The 22,047-nt window shown below is 38.5% G+C and carries 15 protein-coding genes; 8 read left to right on the top strand and 7 right to left on the bottom strand.

Annotated features, from left to right (window positions below; translation table 11 throughout):
• Positions 1–67: 67 nt before the first annotated feature.
• On the top strand, positions 68–1,399 hold the full coding sequence (locus ACJJVZ_RS12965) for a sigma-54 dependent transcriptional regulator (protein ID WP_182701100.1): 1,332 nt from the start codon (positions 68–70) through the stop codon (positions 1,397–1,399).
• The gene (locus ACJJVZ_RS12970) at positions 1,399–2,712 is read left to right on the top strand and encodes a sensor histidine kinase (protein WP_405601028.1); all 1,314 of its coding nucleotides are present in this window, start codon (positions 1,399–1,401) and stop codon (positions 2,710–2,712) included. Before ACJJVZ_RS12965 ends, ACJJVZ_RS12970 begins: the two co-directional genes overlap by 1 nt.
• A gap of 76 nt (positions 2,713–2,788) precedes the next feature.
• On the opposite strand, the gene ACJJVZ_RS12975 is transcribed toward ACJJVZ_RS12970, so the two are convergent.
• Positions 2,789–3,127, bottom strand: coding sequence for a Grx4 family monothiol glutaredoxin (locus tag ACJJVZ_RS12975; protein WP_004335359.1), 339 nt, complete (start codon positions 3,125–3,127; stop codon positions 2,789–2,791).
• 265 nt (positions 3,128–3,392) lie between these two features.
• Here ACJJVZ_RS12975 and ACJJVZ_RS12980 point away from each other — a divergent pair, with 265 nt between their 5' ends.
• The gene (locus ACJJVZ_RS12980; RefSeq protein WP_193155580.1) at positions 3,393–3,974 is read left to right on the top strand and encodes a superoxide dismutase; all 582 of its coding nucleotides are present in this window, start codon (positions 3,393–3,395) and stop codon (positions 3,972–3,974) included.
• A gap of 382 nt (positions 3,975–4,356) precedes the next feature.
• Here the strand turns inward: ACJJVZ_RS12980 and pbpC are convergent, their stop codons facing one another.
• The 6 genes from pbpC to ACJJVZ_RS13010 all read right to left on the bottom strand — a co-directional run bounded on the left by pbpC (position 4,357) and on the right by ACJJVZ_RS13010 (position 14,755).
• Positions 4,357–6,690, bottom strand: a complete 2,334-nt coding sequence (gene pbpC, locus ACJJVZ_RS12985; protein WP_405601033.1) for a penicillin-binding protein 1C — start codon at positions 6,688–6,690, stop codon at positions 4,357–4,359.
• A gap of 10 nt (positions 6,691–6,700) precedes the next feature.
• Positions 6,701–12,598 carry an alpha-2-macroglobulin family protein gene (locus tag ACJJVZ_RS12990; RefSeq protein WP_405601036.1) on the bottom strand — a complete coding sequence of 1,966 codons (5,898 nt, stop codon included), beginning with the start codon at positions 12,596–12,598 and terminating at the stop codon, positions 6,701–6,703.
• Positions 12,599–12,633: 35 nt separating this feature from the next.
• Positions 12,634–13,233 carry a DUF1287 domain-containing protein gene (locus ACJJVZ_RS12995; protein ID WP_405601037.1) on the bottom strand — a complete coding sequence of 200 codons (600 nt, stop codon included), beginning with the start codon at positions 13,231–13,233 and terminating at the stop codon, positions 12,634–12,636.
• 45 nt (positions 13,234–13,278) lie between these two features.
• Complete coding sequence (locus tag ACJJVZ_RS13000) at positions 13,279–13,752, bottom strand: hypothetical protein (RefSeq protein ID WP_405601040.1); 474 nt, start codon at positions 13,750–13,752, stop codon at positions 13,279–13,281.
• A gap of 181 nt (positions 13,753–13,933) precedes the next feature.
• Positions 13,934–14,362 carry a Replicative DNA helicase gene (locus tag ACJJVZ_RS13005; RefSeq protein ID WP_077538212.1) on the bottom strand — a complete coding sequence of 143 codons (429 nt, stop codon included), beginning with the start codon at positions 14,360–14,362 and terminating at the stop codon, positions 13,934–13,936.
• Between the two features lie 213 nt (positions 14,363–14,575).
• Positions 14,576–14,755 (bottom strand): hypothetical protein, encoded by a 180-nt coding sequence (locus tag ACJJVZ_RS13010; RefSeq protein ID WP_405601042.1) that lies wholly within the window; start codon positions 14,753–14,755, stop codon positions 14,576–14,578.
• Positions 14,756–15,464: 709 nt separating this feature from the next.
• Between ACJJVZ_RS13010 and ACJJVZ_RS13015 the strand changes: the two genes are divergently transcribed.
• The 5 genes from ACJJVZ_RS13015 to ACJJVZ_RS13035 all read left to right on the top strand — a co-directional run bounded on the left by ACJJVZ_RS13015 (position 15,465) and on the right by ACJJVZ_RS13035 (position 21,991).
• Entirely contained in the window at positions 15,465–15,854 is a 390-nt protein-coding gene (locus ACJJVZ_RS13015) for a YkgJ family cysteine cluster protein (RefSeq protein WP_077538214.1), read from the top strand.
• A gap of 148 nt (positions 15,855–16,002) precedes the next feature.
• Positions 16,003–17,493: a SulP family inorganic anion transporter gene (locus ACJJVZ_RS13020; RefSeq protein ID WP_405601045.1), complete on the top strand. Its 1,491-nt coding sequence runs from the start codon at positions 16,003–16,005 to the stop codon at positions 17,491–17,493.
• A 10-nt stretch (positions 17,494–17,503) separates the two neighbouring features.
• Positions 17,504–18,355, top strand: a complete 852-nt coding sequence (locus ACJJVZ_RS13025; protein ID WP_405601047.1) for a universal stress protein — start codon at positions 17,504–17,506, stop codon at positions 18,353–18,355.
• Between the two features lie 429 nt (positions 18,356–18,784).
• The gene (locus tag ACJJVZ_RS13030) at positions 18,785–20,263 is read left to right on the top strand and encodes an ATP-binding protein (protein WP_405601050.1); all 1,479 of its coding nucleotides are present in this window, start codon (positions 18,785–18,787) and stop codon (positions 20,261–20,263) included.
• 27 nt (positions 20,264–20,290) lie between these two features.
• Positions 20,291–21,991 carry an EAL domain-containing protein gene (locus ACJJVZ_RS13035; protein WP_405601052.1) on the top strand — a complete coding sequence of 567 codons (1,701 nt, stop codon included), beginning with the start codon at positions 20,291–20,293 and terminating at the stop codon, positions 21,989–21,991.
• Positions 21,992–22,047: the final 56 nt, after the last annotated feature.

Consider the following 22,047-nt stretch of genomic DNA (forward strand, 5'->3'; position numbering starts at 1 on the left):
ATGTAAATCACTATGCTACACTGCTTATAAAGTAGTGTAGCCATTTAAAAAATTATAAAAATAACCTATGACTCATAAAATACTCATTGTTGATGATAACCAAGCTGTACTCGACGCACTTTCATTGTTACTAGAAATTCACGATTTTTCGGTTGTTACGGCAACAAATCCATTTGATGCTTTGCAAATAGTGCGTTATCAACGAATCTCGCTTGTAATTCAAGATATGAACTTTACCAGCGACACAACCTCAGGCGAAGAAGGTAAAACCTTATTTTATGAACTACGAGAAATAAACCCGCACCTACCTATTATACTTATTACAGCGTGGACTGAGCTTGCTACCGCCATTGAGCTTGTAAAAGCCGGTGCTGCCGACTACCTACCAAAGCCATGGGACGATACAAAATTACTTATTTGTATTAATAACTTAATTGAACTTGGCCATGCTAAAGAAATCGTGGCGACACATAACCGCCATCAACAAGAACGTGAAGGTACATTTAAAAATGCAGATCTTGCTGGGTTAATATTTAAAAGCACCGCTATGGAGCGTTTGATCACGATGGCGCTGCAAGTGGCTAAATCTGATATATCAGCATTAATTACAGGCCCTAACGGCAGTGGTAAAGAGTGCATTGCACATATCATTCAAAAAAACTCCCCGCTTGTGTCGCAATCATTTATTAAGGTGAACGCCGGTGCTCTGCCACAAGAGCTTATAGAAGCCGAGCTTTTTGGCGCTGAAGCAGGTGCATATACAGGTATAACCAAACAACGCATTGGCCGCTTTGAAGCCGCAGACGGTGGCACTTTATTTTTAGATGAGATTGGTAATTTACCGCTTTCTGGACAAATGAAATTACTACGCGTACTACAAACCGGCGAATTTGAACGTTTAGGCTCAACACAAACACGCAAAGTAAATGTACGCGTTATATCAGCAACTAACGAAAACTTACTACTAGCAATTCAACAAGGACGATTTAGAGAGGACTTATACTATCGCCTTAACGTAATTGAGCTCAATGTGCCTGCCCTATGCGATAGGCAAGATGATATTTTGGCACTTATTAGTTACTTTTTACCGCACCGAGAACTTAATATAGATACAGAGCAGGCACTTAAACACTACAAATGGCCTGGTAATGTTCGCGAGTTGGAAAACGCCTGTAAACGTGTCGCAGTCCTAAAACCCAGCGGCACACTTACGGTCAATGACTTTGCGCTTCAGCCATCGATTAATGCGCATAAAGATATAAAAGCAGAGCCGACTAAACAAGAAATAGAAGATGCAATACGCGCTCATCAAGGTGTTATCGCAAAGGTTGCCCGTAAATTTGGTTTAAGCCGGCAAGCACTTTACAGGCGGTTGCAAAAAATGGGGATTGATTATTGATGCTAAACGTTATTAATAATTTGTCCCTAAGTAAAAAAGTCATACTAATTTGTGCACTTTGTAGCACCCTCCCTGTTGCTGCTATTGCTACATTGAGTAACTTTACGCTGGATCACACTGCACTTCTAATACTGCTAACATTATTCTTGAGCATATTACTTTCTAAGGTATTAACTAAATCAATAAAGCAGGGTATGCAATCGCTCGAAACTGGGCTACTTAATTTTAAAGACGGCGAACTATCTAGTTTACTCGCGTATAAAAATAACGATGAACTAGGAAAATTGTGCCAACTTTATAATCAAACGGCTAAACAGCTTCGCCAAGAAAAACAATGGATTTATCAACGCGAATTAATGCTCGACAAAGTATTGCAAAGCTCCCCGCAAGCGCTGCTACTGGTTAACGACAATAATATTGTGGTATTTAGTAATTTAATTAGCCGTAGCTTATTTAATAGCATAACTCGTCTTGAAGGCATGCAGCTCGGTAAGTTGCTCTCAACTTCACCACTGCAATTAAAAACCGCTGTTGAGCATGGTGTTGACGGCCTCTTTAATATAGAAATAGAGAATCAAGACTCGCAAACTTGGCATTTAGCCACAGGAGAGTTTTTACTCAACAATCAAAAGCACCATTTATATATATTTAAACAATTAACCCGTGAACTTGGTCGTCAAGAAGTAGCCGTTTGGAAAAAAGTAATACGTATTATTAGCCACGAATTAAATAATTCACTCGGTCCTATGTCATCCATGCTACACAGTGCGCAATTGCTCGCAAATAAAGTTGATGAGCCTCGCCTTGCCCGTGTATTTGCAACGATTGACGAACGCATCAGCCATTTAACTGAGTTTGTACAAGGCTACGGCAAATTTGCTAAGTTACCTCAACCACACAAAACGCGGGTTAACTGGCAAAACACACTCAATAATTTAAAAAATCATTGGCAATTTAGCTACGAAATAAAAAATTCACACCATGAGTTACAAGCAGATCAAGCACAGCTTGAGCAGCTGCTCATAAACTTATTAAAAAATGCGCATGAGTCAGGCTCTAACATCACCGAAATACATATTCAGGTTGAATGCGTTACACAAGCGTGTGTTATTAATGTCAGTGACTGCGGTAAAGGAATGAGCGAACAAGTAATGGCAAATGCTTTAGTGCCTTTTTATTCAACAAAAAGCACGGGGAGCGGTTTGGGGCTTGCCCTGTGCAGAGAAATTGCAGAAGCGCATCAAGGGCATATCAGTTTGCATAACAAAATAGAGGGCGGCTTAAATGTGCAGATAAGCCTTCCCTATTCATAAATTCACGAAAATTAAAAACAACAAAGCCACTTAAAAGTGGCTTTGTGTTTAAAGAAGCTTAATAACCTTTAATCGATTATTCTGCGTCAGCTTCTTTATATTTAGCAGCAGTTTCTGTAATTAACGGCTGTAATTCACCGCGTTGAAACATTTCGATAATAATGTCACAACCACCAACTAATTCACCATCTACCCAAAGCTGTGGGAATGTTGGCCAATTAGCATATGCTGGAAGCTCAGCACGAATGTCTGGATTAAGTAAAATATCAACGTATGCAAATGGTTCACCACATGACATTAACGCTTGTGATGCTTGTGAAGAAAAACCACAATTTGGTAATTTAGGTGACCCTTTCATGAAAAGGATTATTGGGTTTTCTGAAATTTGCTGTTTAATTTTATCAATGGTTTCCATCTACAACCTCAAAGTAACGATAGCTAAATACACTTAGGTCTTGAAAATAACACATCGTGACCATAAATATATAACTTAAATGGGCAAATAAAGCCGCAATTGAAATAGTCTTTCGCAATAGCATTGCTGTTTGCTTAAACTTGAGTAAAATACTCAACAATTATAGTAACACTATATTACCGCTTGGTATAGATAAGTGCTCTGTTTCAACAGGCATTACGTATTACCAAATGGACTATCAACCAAAGAAAACGGAGATAAAAAAATGGCATTTGAACTACCGTCACTACCATATGCAATCGACGCACTTGAGCCACATATTTCAAAAGAAACACTAGAGTTTCACCATGGCAAACACCACAACACATACGTGGTTAAGCTTAACGGTTTGATCCCTGGTACTGAGTTTGAAAACAAATCTCTAGAAGAGATCGTATGTTCATCAGAAGGCGGCGTATTTAACAACGCAGCACAAATCTGGAACCATACCTTTTACTGGAACAGCTTATCTCCAAACGGCGGCGGTGAGCCTACTGGCGCAGTTGCTGATGCAATTAACGCTAAATGGGGTTCTTTTGATGCGTTTAAAACTGCATTAAACGACAAAGCAGTAAATAACTTTGGTTCAAGCTGGACTTGGTTAGTTAAGCTTGCTGATGGTTCACTAGACATCGTTAATACATCTAACGCTGCTACACCATTAACAGATGATGGCGTTACTCCAATCCTTACTGTGGATTTATGGGAACACGCTTACTACATTGATTACCGTAACGTGCGTCCAGATTACCTTAAAGGTTTTTGGTCACTTGTTAACTGGGAATTCGCGAACACTAACTTCGCTTAATTAGCCTTTAAACGCTAATTTAAAAAAGACGCTTCAGCGTCTTTTTTTGTCTCTAATTGCCCACCTGCCATTTTTATATTCGCGTAATTCGCTATCTAAGCCAACAGGAATAAGTAACCTGAACTCTGGATAATAAATCTATCTCAAGCAGCTATTTTCAGCGCTAACTGCGTTGAATTTACTTGCAATAGGCCCGCTATTGACGCGCAAATTCGCCTTGTTTTCACTAAAAATCTCTGGCTAGAGAAAATAAATTTAAATATCACCATGATTCAATAGGTTAGTAAATTTCTTAACCAGAGTTCAGGTTAAGTAATAAATCATTGCTCTTAGCTAATAGAGCGTTTTAATGCTTTGCTTTTTGAGCAACAATCATTTTATTTTACTGAACCAGTTTTACGCGCAGTGTTGTTGAAGAGCTTCGCCCTAAGTTATCAACAACTTTCACCTCAAATATTCCGATTTTTGGCTGCCAGAAAAACGCCGTATCGCGTTCTACTTTACCTACAAAGCTATTGTTTACAAACCAATATAAAGCACTTGAGTCTGTGTCGGTAGTTGCTGTAAATGGTAAACTTTCTTGTGTTAATTTACTGGCTCTTAAGGTGTAACTGATCAAGTTGCTTGGAGATGTAATTGTCGGCGCTGAGCCCAAAGTGCTCGTATCATTAATTGCACAAGAAGCAAGGTAAGCTGGAGGTTGGCGTTTTACGATGCCTGCTTGTTTAAATAATCTAATTAAGTCTGATGGCCAAAACTCATACACGGCTTTTGTTGTTGTCGATTCGTCAAAGCGGCATGCTCTTGCCCCCGATGCTTTATCGATAAAAATTTCTCGATGCACATCAGAGATTTTAATCGGTGATTTACCAGGAATAAAAAGCCCTTTTTGAGTTTTAGGGCAATGAACATTAGGCAAATCACCTGTTGTTGAGCAAATATCTACTTTTTCGATATTTAAGCCGCCCCGCTTTATATCGCCTTTTATTAATCCGTAGCTTTCTAATGAGCGAATTATTTCAAAAAATAAAGGGGCTGCGGCTTGTCGGCCAATAAAAGAAGGATGCCCTTCGCCTGAAAAATTACCGACCCAGGTTGCTAACACATAAGGGCCTACAATACCGACTGACCATGCATCACGAAAAGCAAATGAAGTGCCTGTTTTCCAATAAATAGGGTACATTTTCCGGCTCTGCTGTTGAAAAGATATTTCATCAACTGCGTTGTTTTTACTTAACATCTGTAGCGTTAAATAAGCGGCTTCGGGGCTAAGTAAACGTTTCTTGGTATTATTTTTAAGATCGCGCTCAGGCTCTTGTTGTAAAATAATCTCGTTTTGATACATCCCTAAGTTAGCTAACATAGCGTATAGTTTGACGAGCTCTAACATCGTGACTTCGTTGCCACCTAATGCCAAAGCCAACCCATAAAACTCTTTAGGCTGTAACTTTTTTATATCAGCCGCAACAAGTAAGTCATAGAGTCCCACTTTTTTTAAACGATACATTAGATTGACGGCAGGCACGTTTCGACTTAGCACTAAGGAATCAGTCGCCGATATAGGTCCTAAAAACTGCTGATCGTAGTTTTCTGGGGTATAGCCACCAAAGCGTTTAGGAGCATCTTTAACCAGTGATAATGGATGAATTAATCCTTCGTCTATTGCCAGAGCATAAATAAAAGGTTTAAGAGTGGAGCCAGGCGAACGTTTTGCGCGCGTACCGTTTACTTGTCCACTGATTGTATTATTAAAAAAATCAACTGAGCCTAATTCAGCGACTATTTCCATCGTTTGATAATTCAATAAAATAGCAGATGTGTTAGTGATCCCTTCTCTTTCGCGTCTCTTTATATAACTTTTTCCATGACGCTCCAACAGCTTTTGCAAGCTTAAATTTATTGTTGTTTTATACTCTGTGGGCTCAAGGTGCGGGAATTCACTTTGCAGGTTATTAATAAAGTGTGGCACTTCAAAAGGCAGCTCGGAGGATGAATGAACGCTAATGGGCAGCTGCATTGTAGCACTCCAGTTTTTATCACTAGGGTGCGCTTCAAGCCACCGAGAAAATAGTGTTTGTCTTGCATCTAATAGTATTGCTTTAGCTGATTGCTTAATTGGGTTTCGTTTGCTTGGATTTTGCGGCACTAGACTCAGTAATAATGATTCAGGTAAGTTGAGCTCAAATGCTGGTTTTTTAAAATAAATTAAACTTGCAGCCCCAATACCTTCTATATTTGAGCCATAAGGCGCTAAATTAAAATACGCTTCTAATATCTGTTTTTTATTGTAGTGACGCTCTATTTGTAAGGCACGAAAAATCTGTTCTATTTTCCCCAAAACAACATGTGTATTCATACCAAAATGCAACCGAGCGACTTGCATTGTTATTGTTGATGCCCCAACGCGGCGACTTCTTTTAATATAGCTGGTGTAAAATGCTTTTGCTAAAGCAATAAAATCAATGCCAATATGCTGATAAAAATATTGATCTTCATACAACAAAGTCGCTTGTTGAACGCTTAAAGGAATTTTTTCGATGGGCGTCCATAATCTATACCGATCATCGGTGGCTAAATTTAAGCGTAATAACTTACCGCTGCTGTCGTAAAATACCGTTGAGTAAGTGGTTGATTGAGTTATGTCTGGCTTTGGAACAAAGACATACCACAGCACTGCAAGCAATGCTGTGGTCAATAAAAATAACTTGATCCGCACGCTGTATTTCTTATTTAGCGGCAGTAACATCAACATGGCCAGACTGAGAGTGCGCTTTTACACTGAGATCATACATAGACTCTGCATAAACCGGCGGCACTACAAAGCGACCTGCCGTAGTCACTTTCACTTTATACGTTAGCTCGGTCATCATATCGCCAAAGTCACCATAAAATATCACTCGATCTTCGCGAATATCGGTATATTCAGACTGCCAATGATTGTATTTATTACGCACGCTGTCTCTTAGTATTTCAAAGCCACCTGGGAGCAAATCAATAATGGCAACATCCGAGATATTTTTACCCGTTGTGCTACGCACACGTAATACAACATTAAGCTCTGCACCTTGGACAACACTCGATACATTTTTGCCGCTGTCATCTTGATATTCTCGAGTCACTTCTAAACCATTGCTTAAGGCTTGTTGAGGTAAATGTGTATCAAATCCAGCTTGACTCATCATATAAAACGAACGAGGCGCAGCCAAAATATCGAGTTGCTCTACGTCGGTTAAAAATGATGCTTTTGGATAAGGTGCATGAGTTACTGTTAATGTTTCGGTTGTGCCTTTTTGAGTTGTCGCTTTGATTTTAACATCATCAGATTGCGTTGCTAAAAGCACAACGTTTGAATAAGCGCTCATTGCTAATACTGACCAAGCAGATGACAAGGTGTTGTAACGTCCTTCAAAAATAGGTTTAACCACATTCAATAAGTCATCTTTTGTTAGTTGCTTTAAACGCTCTGGAAAATGTTTTGATAACAAATAAATATATTGCCCGTCATGTGCAAGGCGTGAATCATAAGGACCCCAAGTCACTGACTGAGTATCATCGCCTATTTTGTAGCCATCAATGAGTGCGTGTGCTTTATCGCTGGCGCGCATTAGCTGATAAGTCGCTCCCATAAATGCTGACGATATATCTTGCTGCCATGCTTTAGTGCTATCAGCATTAAAGCTTTTTTCTAGATCAGATAAATAATTTGTGGTTACTTCACCTTGGCGAGTTAACAAATAGATAGCGTAAGCGCGGTTTCTGTTATTAGTTGCCAACAAGCCGCTCGCTATATTGCGGACACCTTCAAACCCCATATCCCACATGTCATTTGGGATGGCTACACCGGCTTCTTTGGCATCCAACAAAAAGTGCATAACGTAAAGAGAAGAATAAATTGATGCGCTCGTATTACCAGGCCACAGCATAAATCGCCCATCGGGTAATTGACGTTTACGAAGTGTATCGATTAAGTTATTTATACGACTGTGTTTTTCCGACACATTACCCATATAGCTCGGGTGTTCTAAATAATCGAGCACCGGAAATACACTACTGACCACTTGCTCAGTGCACATATGAGGGAAGTTATCTAAGTAGCTTATCAGCCCATCGACCAAAGCTAACGGACTTTTCGATGCCGTTATACTTCCTTGCGCCAAGCTAGAGTATAGCTTTCTGGGCACTGTGAGGTGTTGTTTACCTGACTCGGTAAAGCCACTGTCAAAGCTGCTAACAAAAGCAACTGCAGGGCGAATACTCAACGTCGCTGTTCGCTGGCTCACGTGCTCACCCGATGCAGCTGTAAAAGTAATTGAGGCAGCGCCTAATTTATCGAGTACTTTAACCCGAAAGGTCAATGTGTCTTCTGCGTTTTCATCAATGTTTAACGTTAATTGTGCATCGCTTAGTATTTCAAGATTATCAGATTCAAGGGCTTTCACCGCAATTGAAAGCTGCTTACCTGAATCTTCAACAGTATTAGCAACACCTAGTGTAATATCAAATTCATCTCCTGGCGCTACTGTAGTTAATACATTTGGCGTTAATACAAATGGCCCTTTTACAAGCGTTGTACTTTGTTTAACACCTACGCCATTGTCATTAACCGCAACAGCCATAACACGTAACTGACCTGCAAATGTATCAGGAATAGTAAAGGTCAGTTCCTTGCTTTTAGTGTCTGGCGTTAAAATACCTGACCAAAATGCGACTGGTTTTTCTACTTTTCGAGAAAATGGATTTAGCTGTTTACTCTCAAAGCTTGACGCCATAAGTCCAGCATAACCGCCACCTGCGGAGGCAAGCTCTCGCACTAATTGAAAGTCAGGTAAAATAAGATCAACAATTTGCATTGTGCCTACTTCTAATGCACGCTTTTGTAAAAAATGGTTTAACGGCTTTGGTGTTTGGTACTGAGCAACTTGTAAAATCCCTTCGTCTATTGCAAATATAAGCATACGCGATGGCTTACTTGCACTGTATGAAATAACTAAATCGTCACCAGGTTTTACTTTGTCAGGTATGTTTACATCCAGTTTTATTTCTCGTTTACTGCGATCAATAACAAACGGCTTTACGGCATAGCTCAATGGGCTGGTAAATATTTCTCGAGACTCAAGGCTTCGCACAAAAGACACATTAATATAAGCATTACCTTCTATACCTTTAGGTAGCGTTATTGTTTGTATGCTGCTTGTTGTTTTACTACTAAACCATTTAAAAGCATGTACTTTATTGGTTTCAATTGTAATTAAGCCTGAGCCGGTATAAGGCGCGACGATGCTCATTTCTATTGTTTCGCCAGGCTTGTAATCTTTTTTGTTTAATTGAAGTTGTAGCTCAGCATTTTTTTCAAGTTTACCCGCTAAATTACCTGTACCGGTTACCGTAAACGACACTCTACTGACCGTATTGCCTTGGCTATCAACCAACTCGGCTAAATAATCACCTGGTTCATCGGTTGGTAGAATAAAATCTGTTCCATCCTCACTAATATAAAATGCATCTGTTGTGAGTTGCTTATTTTTTTGTACCGATTGGTATTTATACGTTCCATTACTTTGCTGAACCAATGTGGATACATATTGTTGTTCAATTAAATTTAACGATAACCCATCGCGGGCAACAAGTTCAGCGTCTGAGTTAATGTTAATAAATCGAACGACTCGTTTGGATTTTTTAGATATGTAACTTAAATCGCCGTCGGTTTTATAGCCAACTAATTGTTTAACCGGTGACACAAGCATCGCACTATTAGCACGAACACTTCTGCCTCCACCTTCTTCGTATCCTTGAACCGCAAAATTTAACTGATACGTTCCTGCTTCATAACGTGTTAAATCAATATTAAACTCAGCCTTGCCTTCATTGTCTGTTTTGGTTTCATCTAACGATTCATTTGTTTGTCTAATATTTTGATCCCCACTGTTGGGATCAGAAAACACATAATCTTTATGTTCGCTAAAGTAAAAGCCTGCTGGTGTTAAACGTAAATCAGCGGTTATGCGTCTATTTTGAGCCAGTGTACCAAATAGATTTTCAAGGCTTACTAATGCTTTAAATTCTGCCGCACTCACCCACCCTTTGGTAGATGACACTGAAAATTTACTGTTGATTTTTAGTCTATCTGGCACAAATTCTTCTACTTTAAAGCTCGTACTGCCTAATTGATCACGTCGATTATTTTTAACCAATTGCACAGACACATAATATGTTCCGGTCGCTGAGCTATGCTCAGTTGCAAAGTTAAAATCAAGTAAGCCATATTTACTTAAACGCACACGTTTATTAAAAACCGTGGCGCCTTTAGGATCTGTAATTTCTAATTCTAACGGTATATCACCTAATTTTGAAAAATCTGATTGCTTAACAATGGTCGCTAAATTGACCGTATCACCAGGGCGATAAATGCCACGATCTGAAAATACAAACGCATCTATTTGATTACTTCCTTGATAGCCAGAGCTCACTCCGCCAGTATCAAAACGCGAATAGTTAATCATACGAGCATAGCGGTTATAAGGAATAAAAGACGCGTCAGATTTTGTCTCTACCACAAAAGCAACGGGGGTCTGCTCTTGTGTAAACCATGTTGTAATTGGGAACGATGCATGCCCTTTCGCATCGGTTTTACTATCTAAAACAACGAGTCCATTTTTACCCAGTAATGAGACTGTTGCGTGCGCTACAGGATTGCCTGTTTCGATAGACTGCACAAACACATCATGAGAGCCATCTGCATTATTTTTTACCAATAAACCTAAGTCTGTTATAAGAATAAGTCGTTTTTCATTAGGCCCGTAGACATAATTGTCTTGTGTGTTAAGGGCTTGGGCATCAACAAAAAACAACCCCAACCCTAGAGAATCATTATAGTTATCACTTAAATCAAGTGACGAATACACCGCTTTTTTTGGATGTTCCGTTTTTAGCTTAATTTGTCGTGTAGAAACCGTACTTATATTTTCTTCTGTAAAGTAATAACTGTTAAATTCGGGGTTAGTAATATCACCCCTGGTTTGACTCACGAGGTGATTAATTTGATCTGCGTGTACTTTACCAACCTTAACGTGAATTGCTTTTACGCCTCGGGTTAAAAATGACAGTTTGTGATCGCCATTTTTTGATAAAAGCGCACCGTCAGACATTATTTTTACTTCGGTGGGGTACATAGGTGTATTTAAAATGCTGTCGTAGGCATTAGTCATGATAAAATCACTGGCCGATTTTAGCCCAGCGTCAATATGTACATAAACCTGTCTATTTTCTGGTACGTCAAATACAAAGCTGTGCAATTTAGCCGAATCTTGTGCTGCGGGGATCACAGTTAGCTTAATTTTTTGCGATTTTTCAAGCACTGCATGCGTCACCTCTCGCGGGCTACTCCAGTATTTATCTTCCCCATTAGCAGTTGTTTTTGGTAAAACATAAGCCGTGGTTTTGCTAATCACATCTTGCGCGGCAATAGCAGCAGTAAAATCTAAAATAAGTGTTTGTTCAGGCTCGTCTTCGGTATTTCTTACCAGCAACATATTAGCGGTGTTAACTCTAAAAAAACTATTAACACTTGGTATCAAAACAGACTCTTCAATGCTGGTTACCGTTTTTGATGATCCCGCAACCGGCTTTATGCCACCGTCGAGTGTGAGGTACATATAACTTTCGGTATCTTGAATACGTACTGGCTCTGACGTAATGTAAATTTCTCGTTGATGTTTGTCATAAGTGACATCAAATTTGTATTCAGCCACCGAACTTTTACTGTTTTTAGTTAGTGATTGAGTGAGCTTTAATTTACTTTTTATACTGTCTATATTTGTCGGATGGCTTGCTTTTAACGTCGCGATAACTTTGTGACTTTTAGTTTTAGGGTCTTGATAAAACGCCAGTGAACTTAGGGTTAAATTAAAGCGCGGCGTTTTAAATACGTGTTCATCGTCGCTCAATTTTATATCCGTTTTAAAAATAGCGGTATCAAAACTAACGCTATATTCTTGCCCCGCTGGCCAATCTTGCTTTGGCGTAAACTTAAGCTGATTTTCGCTATACCACGTCCATTCACCAATAAGCTCTGGAGTTACTTTTATACCTTTAGTAAGCTGTTTACCGACCAAATCTAGCTTAGCAACGGAATAAGACACTGTGCTGGTGTTCTCTACCCCTTCTAAAATGGGCGTAAAATCAATATATAGTGGTTCAGCAATAAGTGCATCAGATGGAGTAGTAAGCAACGGTCCTGAATGACTGGCCTTATAGCTAACTGGCTGTGGAAGGGAGAGAAAAATACAGTAACTAATAACAATTAAACACAACAATGAAAAACAGCTAATAAATAGTTTTTTTCGCTGTTGAGCATAAGTAACTAACCTGTTTAAATTCGACGTTAGCCACGTAGGTTGCTGCCATACAATAATGCCAAAAGCGTTTAAAACAACAAAAAACACACTGAGTAAGGCACTTAAACTCGCATACGCTTTTACTTCAATATTTGTGCTATTTAGCCACCATGCTATTGCGCTAAACAGTCCCGCACCAAAGGTTCCAAAAAAGATGCTCATTAATACATTAGCTATTTTCGATGCGAAGTGACTCTTTTTTAAATAAGTCCCTTTATTGCTTTTATCCACTTGTTTTATCCTTTGCTTTTGGGGCTGTAATCGTTTTAATCTTGTTTATATTGTTGTGGCACAAACCGATAATGGCCGGTAATTTCATAATCAAAAAGCACATCGCTTTTTTCAGGGCCTCGCCCTATATTATGAACAATTAATGAGTTACCCGTTCCTTGCGCTTTGTCATTAACAACCATACCAATATGCGGTAGATTACCCGCTAACATCCACGTGACTATGTCGCCTGCTTTATAGTCCTGTGCCTTGTTTGAGTTACTTAAAACGTCTCCGTGGCGCTTAAAGTAAACTTGTAAATTTGGTACACGCCGATGATCGATATTTTTATCGGGCTTAGTTAAGCCCCAAATACGTTTTGAGGGATACAACGTAAAGTTTTTTATCATATCTTCATGAACAAGCTTTTGTAAATCAACACCTAATTGGCGATAAGCACGAATTATAACATCGGTACACACACCAATATTATCGGGTACATCACCGCCTGGGTAAGCGATTGAACGATAAGCCCCATCATACTTTACTTGATGCGTTGTTCTCTCTAGCAAGGCCGTCACAATATCATCATTAAATGAGGCTGCTTTAGCATTTACGCAAAATAAGGCAACTGAACACGCAATAAACCGTATCATATAAAAATCCTTTTGATATTAATTTACCGAACGATGGATAATTAGCTAAAGAGTGCGAGCAACGTACTCAACCACGTTTAATTTTTCACGGCCATCAGTAAAATGCTCATCTAAGCTATATGCCATAATCTCAAGTGGTGCATCATAATAACCAGCACACTGAATTTCTGTAATATAACGAAGTATAAACGCCTCTGCACCAAGATTATTCCACTGAGCCACATGAACAAGCTCATGAAAGTGCACCCTTAAGTTGTCGGCAACGTGTGAAAGCATATAATAAGTATTTTTATACGTTACGCCTGCTGCATCCATATCGATAAAGTCACCCAATCCCATTTCACGCAGTTCAGGAAAATCTGGTTTAGGTATTTTATCAACCACAACATAAAACGCATTTTTTAAAAATTCGGTAGGATAAAAACCTGCAAACTCACTGGCAAATTTGTCACAGCTAATTCTTTGGTCTTTATATTCTAGGTTTGTCTTATCAATCCATCGATCTATTTGATTTAACACGTTTAATCTCCATAATATTAACGTTATTCGTCTGCTGTATGGGAATTCTAGATTAAAACATATCTGATCTAGAAAACACCTTAGATACTTATCACTGCCATGCATACGTTGTTATTGCTAATTAGTTTAAAGCAACCACAACGCACACTGCTGCAACCTAAGCGCTAAAGCTAAACACGCCCTAGCCTTCTTCTTCAACCAATGATTCTAGTAAATCATGTATTTCAGCTTTGAGCTCTTTATCAGCAATTTTGTTCGCACTGACTTTAGCATCTTGCAAATTCTTAATTGCTTCGTCTTTTTGACCTAATTCAAGCTGTAACGTCGCCATTGAAAAAGCAACAGATGACATATGATCTTTATCGTTAATCGCAATCGACTTCTCTAGTGCCTTTTCGTAGCCTACGATGGCCTCTTCTAGCTCTTCGGTAAAATCAGCAAGGGTTTCCCATTGTACTGGGTGGTCTTTTGGGGTGTTTTCGTTTTCAATACAAATTGCTTTTAATTGCCCATAAAGTAGCTCGAATTTTTTTGTATCGTTTTTATTAGCTGCAGCCATTAACTCTTCAGCTAGGTCATGTACCGCTTTGTAAACTTTGGTATTCATCATTACTTATCATCCTTTTTTGCCACTAAATAATGTACTCATACCATTTAGCACCAATGTGTTATGTCAGCCGTTATCAATATTTTAAACAACTGTTTTAAATAGTGTGTCACTAAGCCTAATAATACATTAATAATGGGTAGGACGTAGAAGTTAAACACGACGCAGGTGAAATATTTATACATGAAATAGAATATTGGACCTGTTAAGACTGAGCTATGCGTTAAATAAACTCGTAAGCCAATCAACCGTAAAAATAGTCGTAAAAATTTTTAGTCCAACCACCGCTAAAAACAGTAAAATAAGCAGAGCTTTAACCTTGTTACTTTTTAGATTATTCCAATACAACAGTCTTGTATTAAACTCTGTTTTTAATTTACTTATTGCGTCTTTCATGTTTACTCCCAGTACTGTAAATTCGACATGCATTTTCTTTTAGAGTAAACCATCGACTAAAAATCGTCCCTACAAAATAACGAATAAAGCGTAACAGCGTGTTTCGAACTCTCCATCATAACTAACCTGAACTCTGAATAATAAATCTATCTTGAGCAGCTATTTTCAGCGCTAACTGCGTTGAATTTATTTGCAATAGGCCCGCTATTTGACGCGTAAATTCGCCTTGTTTTCACTGAAAATCTCTAGGGTCTGTTGACCTTTCAGGATTAAAATTTGTTCAATCTAGGGGCTATTTAATCGCGGCGCGAGGTTTGTAACCTAGTGGGCTAAGTAAAAACCGAGCCACAAAGAGTAAATAGTCCCTGGGCAGAACCCTTCGGGCAGCGCATGTTTGGCATTTGTGCTACGTTATCGCCTATTTATGGGGAATAACCACACTACATAGGCTCTGCCTTGCCAAAATACCAAACAGTCTGCTGCAAATTTAACCTCGAAAGATAAACAGGACCTAGCTAAAGAAAATAAATTTAAATATCATCATTATTCAATAAGTTAGTTAATCTCTTATTCAGAGCTCAGGTTAACTAAATTGCGACTCCGGTAAGTTTACAGAGTAATTATATACTCAACTAACATCTAAAAATAAATTCAATGCTACACTCATAGCTATTCTAAGCCCGTTAACAGCCAACTAAATTAGTCAATCATGAAACAATGCAATCAATGTGGTAAATGCTGTACTAAATACGGCGGTGGTGATTTAAGTGCATCAAAAGAAGAAATTGATTTATGGGAGCTTTTTAATCCTGAAATTTTTGAATACGTTAAAAACAACGAAATTTGGTTCGATCCAAAATCAGGGGTAAGATTAACCACATGCCCTTTTTTAGAACTTGCGCCTAAAAAAGACCCTCTCGCTAAAAATATGTACACATGCAGTATTTATCTAGACAGACCAGAAGATTGCCGTCATTACCCTAGCCTAATTTCCGAAATGATTCGCGATGAGTGCGAAATGATTGAGCCTATTGATATAAAAAACCAAACTAGAGCACAAATTAAACTTGATGTGCTAATGATCGACAGCCGTTCATAAAAATAGATAGCGCCTATCTATAATACTATAAATCCAATCACTCCTGCTTCATTCAAGTAAGCATGATACGGTATCGCCCGCTACACTATATTTGCTCTTATTCTATACACACTCCCTTTATTTGGGGGAAACTAAGTAGGTTATTTATATGCTCGAACACATAAAAAGAGACTGGCTTTGTAATATTCGTGGCGATGTACTCGCTGGTATTGTTGTGGCGCTAGCCTTAATACCTGAAGCAATTGCCTTTTCCATTATTGCAGGCGTTGATCCAAAAGTTGGCTTATACGCCTCATTTTGCATCGCGGTCATTATTGCCTTTGTCGGCGGACGACCAGGCATGATCTCGGCCGCAACCGGCGCAATGGCGCTATTAATGGTGACGCTGGTGAAAGATCATGGCCTGGAATACTTACTTGTTGCTACCTTACTCACCGGCGTACTACAAATATTTGCAGGCTTTTTAAAGCTCGGTGAATTAATGCGGTTTGTATCGCGCTCTGTTGTAACAGGTTTTGTAAACGCATTGGCTATTTTAATATTTATGGCGCAATTACCTGAGCTGACTAATGTTACGTGGCATGTGTATGCAATGACGGCGGCGGGCTTAGGTATTATTTACCTCTTCCCGCACATTCCAGCTATTGGTAAAATTATCCCCTCTCCTTTGGTCTGTATTGTTGTTATTACATTGGTTTCACTGTTTTTAGGGCTTGATATAAGAACCGTGGGCGACATGGGCGATTTACCCGACACTCTCCCTATATTTTTATGGCCAGATGTACCGCTAACACTTGAAACGCTGCAAATTGTTTTACCCTATTCAATTGGTCTTGCCGTTGTGGGCTTACTTGAGTCGATGATGACCGCAACTATTGTCGATGATTTAACCGATACAATGAGTGATCGTAATAAAGAGTGTAAAGGTCAAGGTATTGCAAACATTGGTGCCGGTTTATTTGGCGGTATGGCCGGTTGCGCTATGATTGGTCAATCAATTATTAATGTTAAGTCCGGCGGACGTGGGCGACTCTCAACTTTTACTGCCGGTTTGTTTTTAATCATCATGGTGGTATTTTTAGATGAATGGCTGCGCTTAATCCCTATGGCAGCATTAGTTGCGGTAATGATTATGGTATCGATTGGTACATTCTCGTGGGCATCGGTTAAAGATTTAAAAAAGAACCCCCTTTCGTCAAATGTCGTGATGATTTCCACCGTTATTGTGGTTGTTGCTACGCATAATTTAGCGATGGGTGTTTTAGTTGGCGTGTTGTTAGCTACGTTGTTTTTTGCCAATAAAATTGGCCGCTTTATGCTCGTTAAAACCAAGCACGATGAAAGCAGCGATCAAATAATCTATGAAGTCGTTGGCCAAGTGTTTTTTGCCTCCGCTGAGCAATTCATTGCGTCGTTCGATTTTAAAAATGCGGTTACTAACGTGATTATTGATTTAACCCATGCCCACTTTTGGGACATAACGGGGGTATCGTCTCTTGATAAAGTGGTTATTAAGTTTAGACGAGAAGGTGCAACGGTTAACATTATTGGGATGAATAGCGCAACCGAAACCGTTATCGATAAATTTGGTGTACATAACAACCCTGAAGAAGTTGAAAAACTACTTGGCGGACATTGAGGAGCATGTAATGACTAAAATAATTACCTACGTGGATGGCTCAGCCATAACTAAAAATGTAACTGAAGCCGCTATTTGGGCTTCAATAAAGTTAAATAAACCCATTAGTTTTGTTCATACAATTGAAAAAAAACAGCAAACTAATATTGGCGACTACTCTGGTAGCATTGGCTTAGGTGCCCATTCAATTTTACTTGAAGAAATGACCAAGCTTGACGAACAGCGCTGCAAAGTGAGTTTAAAAATGGCTGACGAATTATTGCACTTTGTAAGCGAGCATGCAAAATCGGCAGGTATCACCGATTTTGAATTAATTAAGCGCCACGGTGATTTACTCGATACCGTTATAGACTTTAAAGATGATACGCGCCTTATTGTTATTGGCCAAAATGGTGCGGGGCATAGTAATAGCCTAGCGGTACTTGGCTCACACATAGAAACTTTAGTGCGCAATGCAACCCACCCTATTTTGCTTATTCCTGAAACGTTTAAACAGCCTACGTCATTTATGATTGCTTACGATGGCCGTGAAACTGCCGATAAAGCGCTACAGCAAGTAATTGATGGCGGCTTATTGCATGGCTTACATTGTCATTTAGTGAGTATTAAAAACAACGAAAAAGACCTTGAAGAAAAGTTTGTTAACGCGCAGTACACACTCACCAACATGGGTTTTAAGGTGTCTGCCAGCTTTTTAGAAGGCAATATTTTTGACTCGTTAATAAAGTACAAAGAGCAAAATAATGTAGGTTTAATTGTAATGGGCGCATTTGGACATTCTAAACTAAGGCAGTTTTTTGTAGGCAGTAACACCACCAAAATGCTTGAAAATAGCGATGTACCCATCGTAATTTTAAAATAATACATAAAGGGGGTTATCGTTTGCGGTTAAACTTGCAGTGCTGCCCCCCCTGTACCAAAAAATATAACGAATAACCTGTAAAACAGATCGCTAATTTGATACCCAAATTACTATCTAAACGTTAATTTACGAAAAGTGAATTATTTCTGCATTATAAAAATAATCAACTACAATCAGTTAATGACTTGTTATGTGAAGTTTGGCGTAAGAAGATGATTTAACCGAAGTTATACTAAGGCCTGTTGACCTTTGAGGATTAAAATTTGCTCTATATAGGCTAAGTCTTACCTAAAGGCAAAACAGACGGCTGCAAATGCAACCCCGAAAGATAAACAGGCACGAATGTAAAAATTATCCTTTGGTGCCGCAATTAGCTTTAAGCTTGAACGCTAAAAATCAATACGCCTTATTACATTTAAAGGAATTTAGATGCCTAATACAAAAAGCTATATTGAAATAACGCCATTATTAAATGACATGCAAAAGAGTCTTTTTTTTGATAGTGAGATTCAAAAAAGCTTAGATAATTTTGTAGAGCTAGCTATTAAAATTTTTGACGCTACGGCATGCTCTATCCTAGCAAGCTCACTTCAGACCCCAATAGAATTATGCCAACATGGCCCAAAAATAACGTTAACGAAAGACGACTTTAAAAACAGTTCAAATACCACAGTAAATATAAACTCCAATATATTAAGAGTTGTTACGCCTATTAATTTGCCCTCACATGTTCAATTTGGCTGGATAGTATTTGAGCGTCACAGTGATATCGCCTTCACAGAAAAAGAAAAATCAATATTCTCTACGTTAAAAAATGGCTTAATAAATCAATTAGCTCAGCGACGTCGCCTACTTGAGGCAACGGATAATGTCGAACTTCAATTAATGATTTCCGAGCTAAATAAAGATTTAGTCTGCATAAAAGATGAACATTTTAAAATAGTGTATGCGAATGATGCATTTAAGAATATGTACCCTGAGAATATGCAAAACAACATCATCGACTGCACTACTGTTGAAAATTATGAAGATGAAAAAGCTAAAAATTTTTTAGCCCAAGACAAAATAGCTCTGCATTGCGGTTTTAGCCAAATAGTCGAAAACCTCTGTAGGCCAAACGGTTCAAGCTTTACCGCTGACACAGTCAAGCAGCGTTTTGAGAATAGATTAGGCAATTTATATATTCTTACGGTCAGTAAAGACATAACTGAGAAAGAGCAGTTAATCAATAAAATAGAAGCAGCACAGAGTGAACTCGATGAATTTACAAGTATTGCTTCACATGACTTAAGATCGCCATTAAATGCAATAAAACGTTTACTAGAGTGGATTTCAGATGATTGCAAAGACTTGCTTCCCAAAGAGCACCTTGAGAACTTTCAGTTAGTCATAAATCGTACTAATAGAATGCAGGTGTTATTAGAAGATCTACTGAGCTATTCGCGGATAAATAGTTGTGATGGTACGCTGGCAAGTATATCTTTAGACGCTATCTACCTTGATATCAAAGAGCTATTGGACCTCCCAAAAACACTCACCGTTAATATTAACGCGAATAATCAATTAATAACCATACCTGTTATCCCTTTTAAAATCGTAATTTCAAATCTTATAAGTAATGCCGTTAAGCATAATGATAAAAAAAATCCTATTATTGATATTGCGTTACTCCCCGATGAAAATTACTACGTTATTGAAATAAAGGATAATGGTCCAGGAATAGAACCTAAATATTTTTCTCTCATTTTTAAATTATTTCAAACTTTACAATCTCGTGATGACGTAGAGGGCAGCGGTATTGGGCTGTGTATCGCAAAAAAGCATATTATGAATTACGGCGGCAAAATAGAAGTAACTTCTGATGGAAAACTTGGCAGTACATTTACTGTTTACTGGCCTAAAAAATGATTTCATTTAGGCCGTATTGAGGAATATATGTATATATTAATTGTTGATGACGACTTAGTAGATCGAAAATTAATAAAAAAAATGCTGATATCTGATGGTACTCAACTTCATGACATTACTGAAGTTACGTGTGTGTCCGAAGGATTTCAAGCTATTGAAAAAACTCATTTTGATGTAATACTACTCGACTACAATATGCCTAAAGAAGACGGTATTGAAATGCTTATCGAAATGCGAGCAAAACCTAAACTTGGCAATACTGCAATTATTATGATCAGCTCCTCTGAAAACTCAAGCGTAGCAATTGAATGTATAGAGGCCGGAGCTCAAGACTTTTTACCAAAAGGTGATATAACGCGAAGTAGCTTAAATAAAGCACTTATATACGCAAAAAAACGTTTTGAGGCTGAGCAACGTATGCACGACAGCTACCTGGCTGTGAAACATATGGCAGAAAGAGATCAGCTTACGGGACTGTCTAACCGATACCATTTTGAAGAAGTTTTAAAAGTAATGATCGCGAATAATAAACGGACTAAAAACTGTGTTGCGCTGTTAGCTTTGGATTTAGATAACTTCAAAAATATAAACGACACGTTAGGGCACAACGTTGGCGATGAAATATTAGTACAAACGGTAACAAGAATAAATAATTGCCTACGACGCGATGAAGGTTTTGCTAGGCTCGGGGGAGATGAATTTGCCGTTATCATTGGCGGCATTTGTAACATCAATCAAATTGGTATGATCGCAAACAGAATACTAGCTAAAGTCTCTGAGCCTTTTGTATACAATGGTATAACTATTAACTGCAGTGTCAGTATTGGCAGCGCCGTATACCCAAATGACGCAATTGAATCACATGAATTACTAAAGTGTGCTGATATTGCTATGTATCGTTCAAAACAAAGCGGCAAAGGCAAAATCAGTTTTTACAAAGCGCAATATCAATACGAATTTAGCCGCCGCGTCGATATTCAAAATAGTATTAAACATAATCTAGAGAACAAGAGTTTTCGGCTATTCTATCAACCTGTTTTTTGTTCAAAAACTCAGAGAATATCAGGGGTTGAAGCGTTGATCCGTTGGCCCGACACCGAGATTAGTTATACCCCTGACGAGTTTATTCCTATCGCTGAAGAATGCCGACTTATAGAGCCCCTTGGCGAATGGATCATTTCTACGGCATTACAGCAGCTCTCAGATTGGCAACAAAATTTCCAAATACCATTAACGCTATCAATCAACATATCACCAGTGCAGTTACAAAAAAGCACGCTCTTAACGTATTTATTAACCACTATTGAAAAGAGCAATGTAAAATCAAGTAATGTAATACTTGAAATAACTGAAACCGCCTTTATGGAAGACAGCAAAGAGGTTATTGATATATTAAATACGCTGTCGAATAATGGCTTTAGAATTGCCTTGGATGATTTTGGCATGGGCTACTCATCCATATCTCACCTGATGTCCTACCCAATTGACATAGTAAAATTAGATAAAAGCATACAACCATTGGATGATAATAATGATAAACGATTAAAAATAATTGAAGGATTATCGTTAATGCTCAAAGCACTGGATTTTTCTGTTGTGGCTGAAGGTATTGAAACCCCAACGCAACATGCACTTTGCAATACATTGGGAATTGATTACTTACAAGGGTTTTTATTTGCAAGGCCGATGCCTGCACACGAAATAAACCTGTTGCTTCAAGGTCAATAGGTCAATCAAACTTAGTAACTTCATAAAATTAAAGTAACGAATTATTGATAAAAACT

Source organism: Pseudoalteromonas sp. Ld19, assembly GCF_045064135.1.
Classification (GTDB): Bacteria; Pseudomonadota; Gammaproteobacteria; order Enterobacterales; family Alteromonadaceae; genus Pseudoalteromonas; species Pseudoalteromonas aliena.

Coding starts and splice junctions, on each gene's coding strand:
- ACJJVZ_RS13010 (WP_405601042.1), bottom strand. CDS start 14,755: ATGAAAGACGCAATAAGTAAATTAAAAACAGAGTTTAATACAAGACTG.
- ACJJVZ_RS12970 (WP_405601028.1), top strand. CDS start 1,399: ATGCTAAACGTTATTAATAATTTGTCCCTAAGTAAAAAAGTCATACTA.
- ACJJVZ_RS12965 (WP_182701100.1), top strand. CDS start 68: ATGACTCATAAAATACTCATTGTTGATGATAACCAAGCTGTACTCGAC.
- ACJJVZ_RS13020 (WP_405601045.1), top strand. CDS start 16,003: ATGCTCGAACACATAAAAAGAGACTGGCTTTGTAATATTCGTGGCGAT.
- ACJJVZ_RS13025 (WP_405601047.1), top strand. CDS start 17,504: ATGACTAAAATAATTACCTACGTGGATGGCTCAGCCATAACTAAAAAT.
- ACJJVZ_RS13015 (WP_077538214.1), top strand. CDS start 15,465: ATGAAACAATGCAATCAATGTGGTAAATGCTGTACTAAATACGGCGGT.
- ACJJVZ_RS12995 (WP_405601037.1), bottom strand. CDS start 13,233: ATGATACGGTTTATTGCGTGTTCAGTTGCCTTATTTTGCGTAAATGCT.
- ACJJVZ_RS12975 (WP_004335359.1), bottom strand. CDS start 3,127: ATGGAAACCATTGATAAAATTAAACAGCAAATTTCAGAAAACCCAATA.
- ACJJVZ_RS13030 (WP_405601050.1), top strand. CDS start 18,785: ATGCCTAATACAAAAAGCTATATTGAAATAACGCCATTATTAAATGAC.
- ACJJVZ_RS13035 (WP_405601052.1), top strand. CDS start 20,291: ATGTATATATTAATTGTTGATGACGACTTAGTAGATCGAAAATTAATA.
- ACJJVZ_RS12980 (WP_193155580.1), top strand. CDS start 3,393: ATGGCATTTGAACTACCGTCACTACCATATGCAATCGACGCACTTGAG.
- ACJJVZ_RS13005 (WP_077538212.1), bottom strand. CDS start 14,362: ATGATGAATACCAAAGTTTACAAAGCGGTACATGACCTAGCTGAAGAG.